The 12,730-nt window shown below is 64.3% G+C and carries 11 protein-coding genes and 2 pseudogenes; 9 read left to right on the top strand and 4 right to left on the bottom strand.

Annotated elements, in window-relative coordinates:
- Window positions 1-28: 28 nt before the first annotated feature.
- Together CSV86_RS30710 and CSV86_RS30705 are read right to left on the bottom strand one after the other, a co-directional pair.
- On the bottom strand, window positions 29-1,750 hold the full coding sequence (locus CSV86_RS30710; RefSeq protein ID WP_009397907.1) for a C13 family peptidase: 1,722 nt from the start codon (window positions 1,748-1,750) through the stop codon (window positions 29-31).
- 90 nt (window positions 1,751-1,840) lie between these two features.
- Window positions 1,841-2,296: a MaoC family dehydratase gene (locus tag CSV86_RS30705; protein WP_009397908.1), complete on the bottom strand. Its 456-nt coding sequence runs from the start codon at window positions 2,294-2,296 to the stop codon at window positions 1,841-1,843.
- 171 nt (window positions 2,297-2,467) lie between these two features.
- On the opposite strand from CSV86_RS30705, the gene CSV86_RS30700 reads away from it, so the two are divergent.
- Genes CSV86_RS30700 through CSV86_RS30690 form a run of 3 tightly spaced genes read left to right on the top strand, consistent with a single transcriptional unit; the run spans window position 2,468 to window position 4,144 of the window.
- Window positions 2,468-2,830, top strand: a complete 363-nt coding sequence (locus CSV86_RS30700) for a CidA/LrgA family protein (protein ID WP_009397909.1) — start codon at window positions 2,468-2,470, stop codon at window positions 2,828-2,830.
- Entirely contained in the window at window positions 2,827-3,543 is a 717-nt protein-coding gene (locus CSV86_RS30695; RefSeq protein WP_009397910.1) for an LrgB family protein, read from the top strand. The genes CSV86_RS30700 and CSV86_RS30695 overlap by 4 nt, the downstream gene beginning before the upstream one ends.
- A 10-nt stretch (window positions 3,544-3,553) precedes the next feature.
- The gene (locus CSV86_RS30690; protein WP_009397911.1) at window positions 3,554-4,144 is read left to right on the top strand and encodes an LON peptidase substrate-binding domain-containing protein; all 591 of its coding nucleotides are present in this window, start codon (window positions 3,554-3,556) and stop codon (window positions 4,142-4,144) included.
- 3 nt (window positions 4,145-4,147) lie between these two features.
- On the opposite strand, the pseudogene CSV86_RS30685 reads toward CSV86_RS30690, so the two are convergent.
- Window positions 4,148-5,463 (bottom strand): annotated as a pseudogene (locus tag CSV86_RS30685) (bifunctional DedA family/phosphatase PAP2 family protein).
- 4 nt (window positions 5,464-5,467) lie between these two features.
- On the bottom strand, window positions 5,468-6,145 hold the full coding sequence (locus tag CSV86_RS30680) for a DNA-3-methyladenine glycosylase (RefSeq protein WP_037059864.1): 678 nt from the start codon (window positions 6,143-6,145) through the stop codon (window positions 5,468-5,470).
- A gap of 656 nt (window positions 6,146-6,801) precedes the next feature.
- Between CSV86_RS30680 and CSV86_RS30675 the strand changes: the two genes are divergently transcribed.
- From CSV86_RS30675 to rodA, 6 genes and pseudogenes are all read left to right on the top strand, one after another.
- Entirely contained in the window at window positions 6,802-8,070 is a 1,269-nt protein-coding gene (locus tag CSV86_RS30675; protein ID WP_009397915.1) for a glutamate-5-semialdehyde dehydrogenase, read from the top strand.
- 4 nt (window positions 8,071-8,074) lie between these two features.
- On the top strand, window positions 8,075-8,728 hold the full coding sequence (gene nadD, locus CSV86_RS30670; RefSeq protein ID WP_009397917.1) for a nicotinate-nucleotide adenylyltransferase: 654 nt from the start codon (window positions 8,075-8,077) through the stop codon (window positions 8,726-8,728).
- A gap of 50 nt (window positions 8,729-8,778) precedes the next feature.
- On the top strand, window positions 8,779-9,201 hold the full coding sequence (gene rsfS / locus CSV86_RS30665) for a ribosome silencing factor (protein WP_037059871.1): 423 nt from the start codon (window positions 8,779-8,781) through the stop codon (window positions 9,199-9,201).
- 9 nt (window positions 9,202-9,210) lie between these two features.
- Entirely contained in the window at window positions 9,211-9,678 is a 468-nt protein-coding gene (gene rlmH / locus CSV86_RS30660; protein ID WP_009397919.1) for a 23S rRNA (pseudouridine(1915)-N(3))-methyltransferase RlmH, read from the top strand.
- 16 nt (window positions 9,679-9,694) lie between these two features.
- Window positions 9,695-11,587: a penicillin-binding protein 2 gene (gene mrdA / locus CSV86_RS30655; RefSeq protein ID WP_009397921.1), complete on the top strand. Its 1,893-nt coding sequence runs from the start codon at window positions 9,695-9,697 to the stop codon at window positions 11,585-11,587.
- A 38-nt stretch (window positions 11,588-11,625) separates the two neighbouring features.
- Window positions 11,626-12,728, top strand: a pseudogene (rodA, locus tag CSV86_RS30650) (rod shape-determining protein RodA).
- Window positions 12,729-12,730 lie beyond the last annotated feature (2 nt).

Raw genomic sequence — 12,730 nt, 5'->3', positions numbered from 1 at the left:
GATGTTTCTCCCTTGCATAGGCTCCAGCTTAGCGGCTGGCTGGGCTTTTTTCCTCAACCGCAGCGTTGCTTTGCAGGGCCTTGCGGGCTTGTTGCTGGCGCAGTTTTTGCCAATGTGCCACTACCCCTTTCGGGGCCCAGATCTGCGGTTCGGATGCCTCGAAATCCTCGGCTTGTTCACGTTGGGCCACATGCGCCCTGGCAAGTTCGAAGGCTTGCAGCAGATCGTCGGTCTGGTTCAGCGCCTGGGCGAACAGGGCATCGCCGAAATAGGTGAAGTCCGCTTCTTCCGAGCAGCCGAACGAGACACGGTCGGCCCGCGAGGCGGTCATGATCAGGGTGCGGTCGTCCTTGAGCGCCTCGATATAGCCCCCGGAATAACAGGCGGAGATGACGATTACCTTGTCACGCTCCTTGAGCGGGGCGAGTGCCGCCGCCAGTTCGTCTGCCGGCAGGTCGGCCAGTTGCAGGCGCGGCTGGTCCAGTACCAGTTCATGTTCGTGGCTGCCGTGGCTGGTCAGGTAGATGAATACCAGGTCGTCAGGGCCGCTGCGCTCGGCCAGGCGGCGGGCGGAGCGGGCCAGGTTCTCGCGGGTGGCCATGACGCGATCGGCCAGGTGGTCGCGATGGTTGACCAGGGTGATCTGGCCGACCGCGCCGAAACGGGTCTTGAGCATGTCGCTGACATAGTCGGCTTCGCGCATGAACACGCTCTGGTTGCCGTCCCCGGCCAGGGTCAGGCTGTACAGGTCGATGGAGCCGCTGGACGCCGGCACGCGGGCCAGCTCCTGTTCCAGCAGCGCGCCCTGGTTGAGCAACGCCTGCTCCAGCGGGTCGGGCAGCAACCGGCCTTTTTCGTCACGAACCCGCAGGCCGTTGATCCAGTGGCCGTCCTCGACCTTGCCGTCCGGCAGCACCAGCCGTCCGCTGCCCTGGTAGGCATCGTTCTCGAAGCCGCCGGTATAGACGCTGCCGTCGGCCAGTTGCAGGCGGCCCTTTCCTGCAAAGCGCCATTCCCGGAAGCCGCCCTTGTAGTGGCTGCCATCGACCGCGAAGAGTTCGCCCGGGCCGGTCAGGGAACCGTCCTTGAACTCGCCGATCCACACATCGCCATCGACGTTCTCGTAACGGCCGCGCCCTTCCAGGCGATTGGCCTTGAAGTCGCCGATGTACTGATCGCCCTCGGCGCTGCTGAAGGTGCCGGTGCCGTTGAGTTCACCATCGACGAAGCGCCCGCTGAACTGATTGCCACTGGTGTCGCTGCGCACGCCTTCGCCGTTGGGCTTGCCCTTGGCGAACTGGCCCTGGTACTGGCTGCCATCGGCAAGCACCAGCTTGCCGGCGCCGCTGTACTGGTCGTCCTTGAACTGGCCACTGTAATGCTGGGCGCCGTCGCGCAAGGTTCCCTCGCCATCGCGCCGGCCCAGCTTGAAGCCGCCGCTGTAGCTGCTGGTGGCGGTGGTCAGCTTGCCCTGGCCGTGGAACAGGCCCTGCTGGAACTGGCCGATATAGACCTCGCCATTGCTGCCGTGCCACTCGCCCTGGCCATCCAGCTGGCCGTTGCTGAAGTGCCCGGCGTACCAACTGCCGTTGGGATAGTCGATACGACCCTCACCCTGCAGCAGACCGTCTACCACATCTCCCCGGTAGCGGCCGCCATCGGGCAGCCGGGCATCGGGCGGCGACAGCGATTCACCGTCGCCGCAGGCAGCGAGCAAAAGAATCAAGGCAAATGGAACGAAAGGGCGCATGGCGGGGTCCGGGCGGTCTAGGCCCACGAGTATGCCGCAGAAGCCGGGCGAGGGTGAAACGGCCCGGCAGGCCGTTTCGCACGTGCAGGGTCAGAGGAAGGCGAGGGAGAGCGGTTCGGCAATGTAGGCGGGTTTTTCTTCGCCTTCGATTTCCAGGGTGGCGGTTGCCTTGAGCAGCCACTGGCCGGGTTTCTTCTCGGTGACGTCCGTGAGGATCACCGCCAGGCGCACTCGCGAATCGACCTTGACCGGCTGGATGAAGCGCACGCTGTCGAGTCCGTAGTTCACCACCATCTTCAGCCCTTCGGGCAGGACGAGGATGTCTTCCATCAACTTGGGAATCAGCGACAGGCTGAGGAAACCATGGGCAATGGTGCTGCCAAATGGCGTTTTTGCCGCCTTCACCGGATCCACGTGGATGAACTGGAAGTCGCCGGTGGCCTCGGCGAACAGGTTGATGCGTTCTTGATCGATCTTCAGCCATTCGGAACGTCCCAGTTCCTTACCAACGTACTGCGACAGCTCTGCAACGGGTACATAGGGCATCGCGACTCTCCTGACTGTCCTTGAATGATTTGTGACCAGCAAAGATACGAGCGTCTAAGATCAGCACGCGATGAAAGCCTGGTCAAGTGCCTATGCCTCGGGCGAATGTCGGGTTATAGACAGGTCGATAGCGTGCTTATAATGGCCGCCAGGTTCGAGGGGAGGTATGCGATGTTGTTGCGCGGTTTGACGTGGCTCGTGCTGTTCCAGTTGCTCGGAACGGCGGTCAATCACTTGCTGGTGCCGATCCTGCCCGGGCCGATCATCGGCCTGGTGCTTTTGCTGGTGTTCCTCATGGTGCGTGGCGAAGTCGGTGCGCCGCTGAGCGAAGCGTCGTCCAGCCTGTTGCGCTACCTGCCGCTGTTGCTGGTGCCGCCGGCGGTGGGGGTGATGGTCTATGCCGCCGATATCGTCGCCGACTTCTGGGCCATCGCCGGGGCGCTGGTACTGTCGCTGGTGCTGGCCATGGCCTTCTGTGGCGTGCTGATGCAGAAGATGATCAATCGCGGCAAGCACTCCGGGGAGCGTCCATGATGCTCGACTGGCATGGCGCAACCCAGGCGGTGATCCATCATCCGCTGTTCGGCATCGGCGTTACCCTGGCGGCGTACCAGATCGTCATTGCCGCCTACGAGAAAACCCGCTGGATCTTCCTCCAGCCCGTGCTGGTGTCCATGCTGGTGGTGGTGGGCGTGCTGCTGAGCTGCGGCCTGACCTACGCCGAATACCGCAAGAGCACCGAGATCATGAACATCCTGCTCGGCCCGGCCACCGTGGCCCTGGCCGTGCCGCTCTATCTCAACCTGCGGCGCATTCGCCAACTGTTCTGGCCGACTTTTACTACGCTGGTAGTCGGAGGCGTGTTCGCCACCGGCATCTGCCTCCTGCTGGGCTGGTGGTTCGGGGCCGAGCACATGATCCTGATGACCCTGGCGCCGAAGTCGGTGACGTCGCCCATCGCCATGCTGGTGGCCGAGCAGATCGGCGGCGTGGCGGCCCTGGCTGCGGTATTCGTGCTGATCACCGGGGTGATCGGGGCGATCTTCGGCCCGGCCCTGTTGACCGCGCTTGGCGTGCGCAGCCCCGAAGCCCGGGGCATGGCCCTGGGCCTGACCGCCCATGCGGTGGGCACGTCGGTGGCCTTGCAGGAAAGTGAAGAGTGCGGGGCTTTCGCAGCCCTGGCGATGAGCCTGATGGGCGTGGCTACTGCGGTATTCCTGCCGCTGGCGGTCAGCCTGGTTGCCTAGAGGAGCTGCAATGAGTTTGCCCCTGTTTACCCTGAATACCGTGCTGTTCCCCGGTTGCAACCTGGATTTGCAGATCTTCGAAGCTCGTTACCTGGACATGATCGGCCGCTGCATGAAGCAGGGCGGCGGCTTTGGTGTGGTCTGCATCCTGGAGGGCGAACAGGTCGGCAGGGCGCCGGAATCCTTCGCGGGCATAGGCTGCCAGGCGCTGATCGAGGATTTCCAGCAGCAGGACAACGGTCTTCTGGGTATCCGGGTGAAAGGTGAGCGGCGCTTCATGGTCGATGACTTCGAAGTGCGCAAGGACAACCTGCTGGTGGCCGATGTGCGCTGGCTCGACGAGCAGGCCGACCTGCCTCTCGACGAGGACGATGATGACCTGCTGGCGCTGTTGATGGCCCTGGCCGAGCATCCCATGGTCTCCGGCCTCGACATGGCCAGCCAGGTCACCGGCAAGCAGGCCCTGGCCAACCAGTTGGCCTATCTGCTGCCCTTCGATGATCAGGACAAGCTCAAGCTGCTGGCCATCGATTCTCCTACCCAGAAGCTGGTGGCGATCCAGTCGCTGCTGGACCGCATCCAGGGCGAACTCTTCGCCTGAGCCTCAATAGGAATAGCGCAGCAGCGCATGGGGCAGGGCGTGCAGGGCAAAGAACGCCAGCACGCCGACGCAGGCCGGCAGGATCAGCCACCACACCCGCAGCGACATGGCATACAGCGGTTCGCGGTACTGGATCACCGTCAGGCTGACCGCGCATACGCAGCAGGCCAGCAGCCCGCCGGCAAGGACATCGGTCGGCCAGTGCACGCCGAGATAGACCCGCGACATGGCGATCGACAGCGCCGGCAGGCAGCCCAGCAGGATCCAGGTCAGGCGCATGCGCGGCGGCTGGCTGCGCCCGGCCAGCACCGCCAGGGTCAGGAAGAAGGCGAAGGAGGCCGAGCTGTGGCCGCTGGGCATGCTGTAGCTGGTCAGCGGTTCGGTCAGCACTTCCGGGCGAGCGCGGGCGAAGAACCACTTCAGGCCGGCGTTGCAGATCGCCGTACCGCCCAGGGTGGCGGCGGCGAAGAATGCCGGGCGCCATTGCCGGGTCAGCAGGAGCAGGGCGACCAGTACGGCGGCAACGACGAATTGAGTACGGAAATCGCCAAGGCGGGTGATCAGCACCATGATGCTGTTCAGGTAATCGCTGCGGTGTTCCTGGACCAGCGCCATCAGCCCCTGGTCGAGATGGGTGAGGTAGGGCCAGCCGAAGAAGATTGCCGCCAGCATCACCAGGCTGACCGCCGCGATCAGTCGGGTACCGCGGGGCTGGGCGCGCAGTGAGCTGTTGATGCTCACCCCGACCAGGATGGCCAGGCCGGCTGCGACCACCCCGGCCTGCGGCCAGAAGCCTTCCGGCAATGGCAGGCGCATGGCCGCGCCGGTGGCCCAGCCGGGCAGCAGGTAGGCCAGCGACCAGCCGGCGGCGGCGATCAGGCTGACCGCGATAAAGCGCGGCAGCGGCATGTCGAACATCCCCGCAACCATCGGCAGCATCGGCCGCAGCGGCCCGATAAAGCGGCCGACCAGCAGGCTGGCGATGCCATAGCGCTGGAAATAGGTTTCCGCGCTGCCGATCCATTCCGGGTGATGGCGCAGCAGGGGCAGGCGCCGGATGTTCTGATGGAAGCGTCGGCCCAGGGTGTAGGACACCGCGTCCCCAGCAACCCGCCGAGGTAGCCCAGGATCAGGGTTTCATGCAGCGACAGGGCGCCGCTGCCGGCCAGCACGGCCACGGCGAACAGCAATACGGTGCCGGGCACGATGATCCCGGCGATCGCCAGGCACTCCACGAAGGCCACCAGAAATATCGCCAGACCCAGCCATTGCGGGTTCATCGTCAGCCAGCCGGTGAGGCTGTCGAGCCATGGGCCCATCGTCTCAGTTTCCTTGTGTCAGAAAGAAGAAGTCGCGGCCTTCGACTTGGCCGCGGCGCAGCGGGTTCCGCGTGCAGTACCGTGCGTATTCGGCATCGACGAAGCGCAGCGGCAGATGTTCGTCGCGGCCTTGAGGGATGCCCAGCCGCGTGGTCTGGATTATTTGTTGCACGATGATTCCGCAGTCCTCGACGAACAGCTGTTGCGGATCGAAGCGCTTGGCGTCCCAGTTCGGCACTTTCAAGCCCAGGGCCTTGCACAGAAGGGTCTGCCCGGCGCACAGGCGCTCGGGCGGGCGGAGGCCGCCGCTGGCGTCCGGGTTGTTCAATTGCATCTGTGCCAGGGCGTTGTCGTCGGACAGTTCATCCACCCAGGGGAAGCCGGACTTGATCAGCACCGCATTGCCCGGGCCCTGGGCGCTGAAGTTCAGCGAATCGCCACCGCGGGCGTAGTACATGTAGATATGCCCGCCATCGAGGAACAGCGCCTTGCGTTTCTCGGTGTAGCCCAAGGACGCGTGGCTGCCTTTCTCGTCGAGATAATAGGCCTCGGTCTCGATGATTCGCGCCGACAGCCAGTACGGGCCCTGCCGATGGCGGATGATCTTGCCCAGCAAGGCCTTGGCCAGGACCTGGGCGTCGCGGTCGAAGAAGCTGTCGGGCAAAGGGGCGGGGTGCGGCATCGTGGCTCTGGAATGGGGAAATGAGGCCGGGATGATAGCAACTTCTTCCTTTATCCAGGCTGAACGAAGAGCGCGTTATCCCAGGCGACAGAGAACCCTGTGGGAGCTGGCTTGCCAGCGATAGGGCCGGCAAGGGCAATGGTGTTGTCAGGTCTGGCCTCATCGCTGGCAAGCCAGCTCCCACAGGATCCGCAGTGCTTCAGGGATTTGCTCTGTATCTCAGGGAAATGAAGCAGGTAAATCGCAGGTTCAAGCGGTGCATGCGATCCCTGTGGGAGCTGGCTTGCCAGCGATAGGGCCGGCAAGGGCAACGGTGTTGTCAGGCCTGACCGCATCGCTGGCAAGCTGAACTGGTCCCACAGGATCCGCAGTGCTTCTGGGATTTGCTCTGTATCTCAGGGAAATGAAGCAGGTAAATCGCAGGTTCAAGCGGTGCATGCGATCCCTGTGGGAGCTGGCTTGCCGGCGATAGGGCCGGCCAGGGCAATGATGTTGTCAGGTCTGGCCTCATCGCTGGCAAGCCAGCTCCCACGGGGGCAGTGCGGGGAAGGAAAATCTGCGGCTCGCTTCCTACCATCCGACTGTCACCGCTGGGCGTACAACCCCATGACAGTTATACTCGTCCGATTTTCCCCTTCGCCAAGACACTGAGCCCCATGACTGAGTCCGTTCTTGACTACATGACCCGCCTGGGTCGCGCCGCCCGCGAGGCGTCCCGCGTTATCGGCCGTGCCAGCACCGCGCAGAAGAACCGCGCGCTGCACGCTGCCGCCAACGCCCTGGACGCGGCTCGCGCCGAACTGTCCGCAGCCAACGAGCTGGACCTGGCCGCCGGCCGGGCCAACGGCCTGGAGCCGGCCCTGCTCGATCGCCTGGCCCTGACCCCGGCACGCATCGACGGCATGATCGTCGGTCTGCGCCAGGTCGCCAGCCTGCCGGACCCGGTGGGTGCGATCCGCGACATGAGTTACCGGCCGTCGGGTATCCAGGTCGGCAAGATGCGCGTGCCCTTGGGCGTGATCGGGATCATCTACGAGTCGCGGCCGAACGTGACCATCGATGCCGCGAGCCTGTGCCTCAAATCGGGTAACGCCACCATCCTGCGCGGCGGCTCCGAGGCCATCCATTCCAACCGTGCCATTGCCGCCTGCATCCAGCGCGGCCTGGCCGAGGCCGGCCTGCCGGCTGCGGTGGTCCAGGTGGTGGAAGTCACCGACCGCGAGGCGGTGGGCGCGCTCATCAGCATGCCGGAGTTCGTCGACGTCATCGTTCCGCGCGGCGGCAAGGGCCTGATCGAGCGCATCAGCCGTGACGCCCGCGTCCCGGTGATCAAGCACCTGGACGGCATCTGCCACGTGTATGTCGGCGAGCACGCCGAGCTGGACAAGGCCTGGCGCATCGCCTTCAACGCCAAGACCTACCGCTACGGTATCTGTGGCGCGATGGAGACGCTGCTGGTGGATTCGAGCATCGCTGCCGAATTCCTGCCGGAAATGGCCCGCCAGTTCCGTGAGAAAGGCGTAGAACTGCGTGGTTGCGAGCGTACCCGCATGGTCATCGAAGCCGCGCCTGCGAGCGAAGAAGACTGGAGCACCGAGTACCTGGCAGCGATCCTGTCGATTCGCATCGTCGATGGCATCGACGCGGCGATCGAGCATATCAACCACTATGGTTCGCACCACACCGACGCCATCGTCACCGAGCACCAGGGCCTGGCCCGGCGCTTCGTTGCCGAGGTGGATTCGGCTTCCGTGATGATCAACACCCCGACCTGCTTCGCCGATGGCTTCGAGTATGGCCTGGGCGCAGAAATCGGCATTTCCACCGACAAACTGCACGCCCGCGGCCCGGTCGGCCTGGAAGGCCTGACCTGCGAGAAATACGTAGTCGTCGGCGACGGCCAGTTGCGCGGCCAGGAGTCCTGACCCGTTGAGCAAGGCCCCGGCGATCCGGCGGATCGGCATCCTTGGCGGCACCTTCGATCCGGTGCACATCGGCCACCTGCGCAGCGCGCTGGAAGTGGCCGAGTTCATGGGCCTGGACGAGCTGCGCCTGTTGCCGAACGCCCGCCCGCCACACCGCGATACCCCGCAGGTAGCGGCGCAGGATCGCCTGGCCATGGTGCGTTGCGCAGTGGCCGGTGTCGAACGGCTGAGCGTGGATGACCGCGAGCTGTTGCGGGACAAACCGTCGTACAGCATCGACACCCTGGAGTCGTTGCGCGCCGAACTGGGCGCCGGCGACCAGCTTTTCCTGCTGATGGGCTGGGATGCCTTTTGCGGCCTGCCCGGCTGGCACCGCTGGGAAGAGTTGCTGAAACACTGTCACATCCTGGTCCTGCAACGTCCGGATGCCGACATAGAACCCCCAGACGAGCTGCGCAACCTGCTGGCTGCGCGCTCGGAGAGCGATCCCACCGCCATGTCCGGCCCGGCGGGGAACATTTCGTTCGTCTGGCAGACGCCGCTTTCGGTGTCCGCCACGCAGATCCGGCAGCTGCTGGCCAGCGGCAAGTCGGTGAGGTTCCTGGTGCCGGACGCAGTACTGGCCTATATCGAGACGCACGGCCTTTATCGTGCGTAGAGCGGCAGGCGCCCATGGGCGCCGCTATCAATGAGTTGAACGAGTTTTATATGACCAAGCAGAAAATCACCGGCGAAGAGCTGGTCCAACTGGCCAAGTCGGCCCTGGAAGAAGTCAAGGCACAGGACATCCAGGTTATCGACGTACGCGCCAAGCACAGCCTGACCGACTACATGATCATCGCCACCGGTACCTCCAACCGGCAGATCAACGCGATGGCCGAGAAGGTCCGCGAGATCGTCAAGCAGCAAGGCGTGATGCCCCTGGGTGAGGAAGGCAAGGGCGACAGCGACTGGGTCCTGCTCGACCTGAACGACGTCATCGTGCACATGATGACCGCCGCCGCCCGCCAGTTCTACGACCTGGAACGCCTGTGGCTGGGTGCCGAGCAGAGCCGTGCCGCCGATGGCAAGCACCATAGCCCGGAAAACACCCATGAGCATTTCGCCAAGCTCAACAAAGACCTGGACTGAGGTAGCGCCGTGCGTCTGCGATTGATCGCGGTCGGCTCGCGCATGCCCAAGTGGGTCGAGGAAGGCTGGCATGAATATGCCAAGCGCCTGCCGTCGGAGCTGTCCCTGGAACTGGTGGAAATCCCGCTCAATACCCGGGGCAAGAACGCCGACGTCGCCCGCCTGATCCGTCAGGAGGGCGAGGCCATGCTGGCCAAGGTCCAGCCGGGGGAGCGCATCGTTACCCTGGAGGTCCATGGCAAGCCCTGGAGCACGGAGCAACTGGCGGTCGAGCTGGACCGCTGGCGGTTGGACTCGCGCACCGTCAACCTCATGGTCGGCGGACCGGAAGGGCTGGCACCGGAGGTCTGTGCGCGCAGCGAGCAGCGCTGGTCGCTGTCGCCGCTGACCCTGCCGCATCCCTTGGTACGGATACTGATCGGCGAACAGATCTATCGCGCCTGGACGGTTCTGTCCGGGCACCCTTACCACAAATAAGCCGTAAGCCTTTTCAATGTCGCAGCCGATCCGCCTCAAGGACCACGAGAAAGACGCCCGTCTGGTGCGTAGCCGCGTCGTGGTCGGCGCGGTGGCGATCCTGCTGCTGATCTGCGTACTGATCGCCCGGCTGTACTACCTGCAGGTGATCCAGTACGACTATCACTCCACGCTGTCGGAAAACAACCGGGTGCATGTGCAGCCGATTCCGCCGACCCGCGGGCTGATCTTCGACCGTAACGGCGTGATCATCGCCGACAACCGGCCCAGCTTCAGCCTGAGCATGACCCGCGAGCGTTCCGGCGACTGGCAGCAGGTGCTCGATGTGATCGTCGAGGTGCTGGAACTGACTCCGGACGACCGCGCGCTGTTCGAAAAGCGCATGCGGCAGGGGCGTCGGCCGTTCGAGCCGGTGCCGATCCTGTTCGAACTGACCGAAGAACAGATCGCCCGGATCGCGGTGAACCAGTTCCGCCTGCCCGGCGTGGAAGTGGTGGCGCAACTGGTGCGGCACTATCCACAGGGTGCGCACTTCGCCCATTCGGTAGGCTATGTCGGGCGCATCAACGAAAAAGAGCTGAAGACCCTCGACCCGGTCAACTACAGCGGCACCCACCATATCGGCAAGACCGGTATCGAGCGCTTCTACGAGGATGAACTGCACGGCCAGGTGGGCTACGAGGAAGTCGAGACCAACGCCCGCGGTCGCGTCCTGCGCGTGCTCAAGCGTACCGACCCGATTCCTGGCAAGGACATCGTCCTCAGCCTCGACATCAAGCTGCAGGAAGCCGCCGAACAAGCCCTGGGCGGCCGCCGGGGGGCGATCGTCGCGCTCGACCCGCGCACCGGCGAGGTGCTGGCGATGGTCAGCCAGCCCAGCTTCGACCCGAACCTGTTCGTGACCGGCATCAGCTTCAAGGCCTACGCCGAGCTGCGCGATTCCATCGACCGGCCGTTGTTCAACCGCGTACTGCGCGGCCTGTACCCGCCGGGTTCGACCATCAAGCCGGCAGTTGCCATCGCCGGCCTGGATTCCGGAGCCGTGACCCCGTCCACCCGGGTGTTCGACCCGGGCTACTACCAGTTGCCCAACTACGACCACAAGTACCGCAACTGGAACCGCACCGGCGATGGCTGGGTCGATCTCGACACGGCGATCATGCGTTCCAACGACACCTACTTCTATGACCTTGCGCACAAGATGGGCATCGACAAGCTGTCCAGCTACATGAACCGCTTCGGCATCGGGCAGAAGGTCGCCCTCGACATGTTCGAGGAGTCGCCGGGGCTGATGCCGTCGCGCGAATGGAAACGTGCGACCCGTCGCCAGGCCTGGTTCCCCGGCGAGACCCTGATCCTCGGTATCGGCCAGGGCTACATGCAGGCCACACCGCTGCAACTGGCCCAGGCCACCGCACTGATCGCCAGCAAGGGCAAGTGGAACCGTCCGCACCTGGCCAAGAGCATCGAAGGCCAGCCGCCGGTGGATCCGAACCCGATGGAAGACATTGTCCTGCGCGACAAGGCCGACTGGGCCAGGGTCACCCATGGCATGGAGCAGGTGATGCAGGGCGCCCGGGGTACCGCGCGCAAGGCGGCCATCGGCGCGCAGTACCGCATTGCCGGCAAGAGCGGTACCGCCCAGGTCGTCGCCATCAAGCAGGGTGAAAAGTACGACCGCAGCAAGGTCCAGGAACGCCATCGCGACCACGCCCTGTTCGTCGGCTTCGCCCCGGCCGAGGATCCGAAGATCGTGATTTCGGTAATGGTCGAGAACGGCGAGTCCGGATCCGGCGTCGCCGCCCCGGTACTGCGCCAGGTCATGGACGCCTGGCTGCTGGATGAAAGTGGCCGCCTCAAGCCCGAATACGCCCCCAACGCCTCCGTTGCCCAGGAATCGGCCCAGTGAAGAGTAATTTCGACCGCATGCTGTCCAGCGAGGACGTGATGCGCCGCCGCGCCAGCTTCCTGCAGCGCATCCATGTCGATGGCCCGCTGCTGGTCCTGCTGCTGACCCTCGCTGCCGGCAGCCTGTTCGTCCTCTATTCGGCCAGCGGCAAGAACTGGGACCTGCTGCTCAAGCAGGCGTCATCCTTCGGTATCGGCCTGGTCTCGATGTTCGTCATCGCCCAACTGGAACCGCGCTTCATGGCACGCTGGGTGCCGCTGGCCTATGTGGTCGGGGTGACACTGCTGGTCGTGGTGGACATCATGGGCCACAACGCCATGGGGCGACGCGCTGGATCAATATCCCCGGGGTGATCCGCTTCCAGCCTTCGGAGTTCCTCAAGATCATCATGCCGGCGACCATCGCCTGGTACCTGTCCAAGCGCACGCTGCCGCCGCATCTGAAGCATGTGCTGATCAGCCTGATTCTCATCGGCATCCCCTTCATCCTTATCGTTCGCCAGCCGGACCTGGGTACCGCACTGCTGATCCTTGCCTCCGGGGCCTTCGTCCTGTTCATGGGCGGCCTGCGCTGGCGCTGGATCATCAGCGTGGTAGCTGCGGCAGTGCCGGTTGCCGTGGCGATGTGGTTCTTCGTCATGCACGACTACCAGAAACAGCGCGTGCTTACCTTCCTCGACCCGGAAAGCGATCCCCTGGGGACTGGCTGGAACATCATCCAATCCAAGGCCGCGATCGGCTCCGGCGGGGTATTCGGCAAGGGCTGGCTGCTGGGTACCCAGTCGCACCTGGACTTCCTCCCGGAAAGCCATACCGACTTCATCATCGCCGTGCTCGGCGAGGAGTTCGGCCTGGTGGGCATCTGTGCGCTGCTGCTGATCTACCTGCTGTTGATCGGTCGCGGGCTGGTGATCACCGCGCAGGCCCAGACCCTGTTCGGCAAGCTGCTGGCCGGCAGCCTGACCATGACCTTCTTCGTTTATGTCTTCGTCAATATCGGCATGGTCAGCGGTTTGCTGCCCGTGGTGGGCGTACCGCTGCCCTTCATTAGCTACGGTGGAACTTCGCTGGTGACGCTGCTGTCAGCGTTTGGCGTTCTCATGTCGATCCATACCCACCGCAAATGGATCGCGCAGGTTTGATC

It is taken from the genome of Pseudomonas bharatica CSV86, assembly GCF_000319305.2.
In the GTDB taxonomy this organism is placed as follows: Bacteria; Pseudomonadota; Gammaproteobacteria; order Pseudomonadales; family Pseudomonadaceae; genus Aquipseudomonas; species Aquipseudomonas bharatica.
Note: the sequence above shows the minus strand (reverse complement) of the source record. Positions and strands in the feature narration are given on the sequence as shown.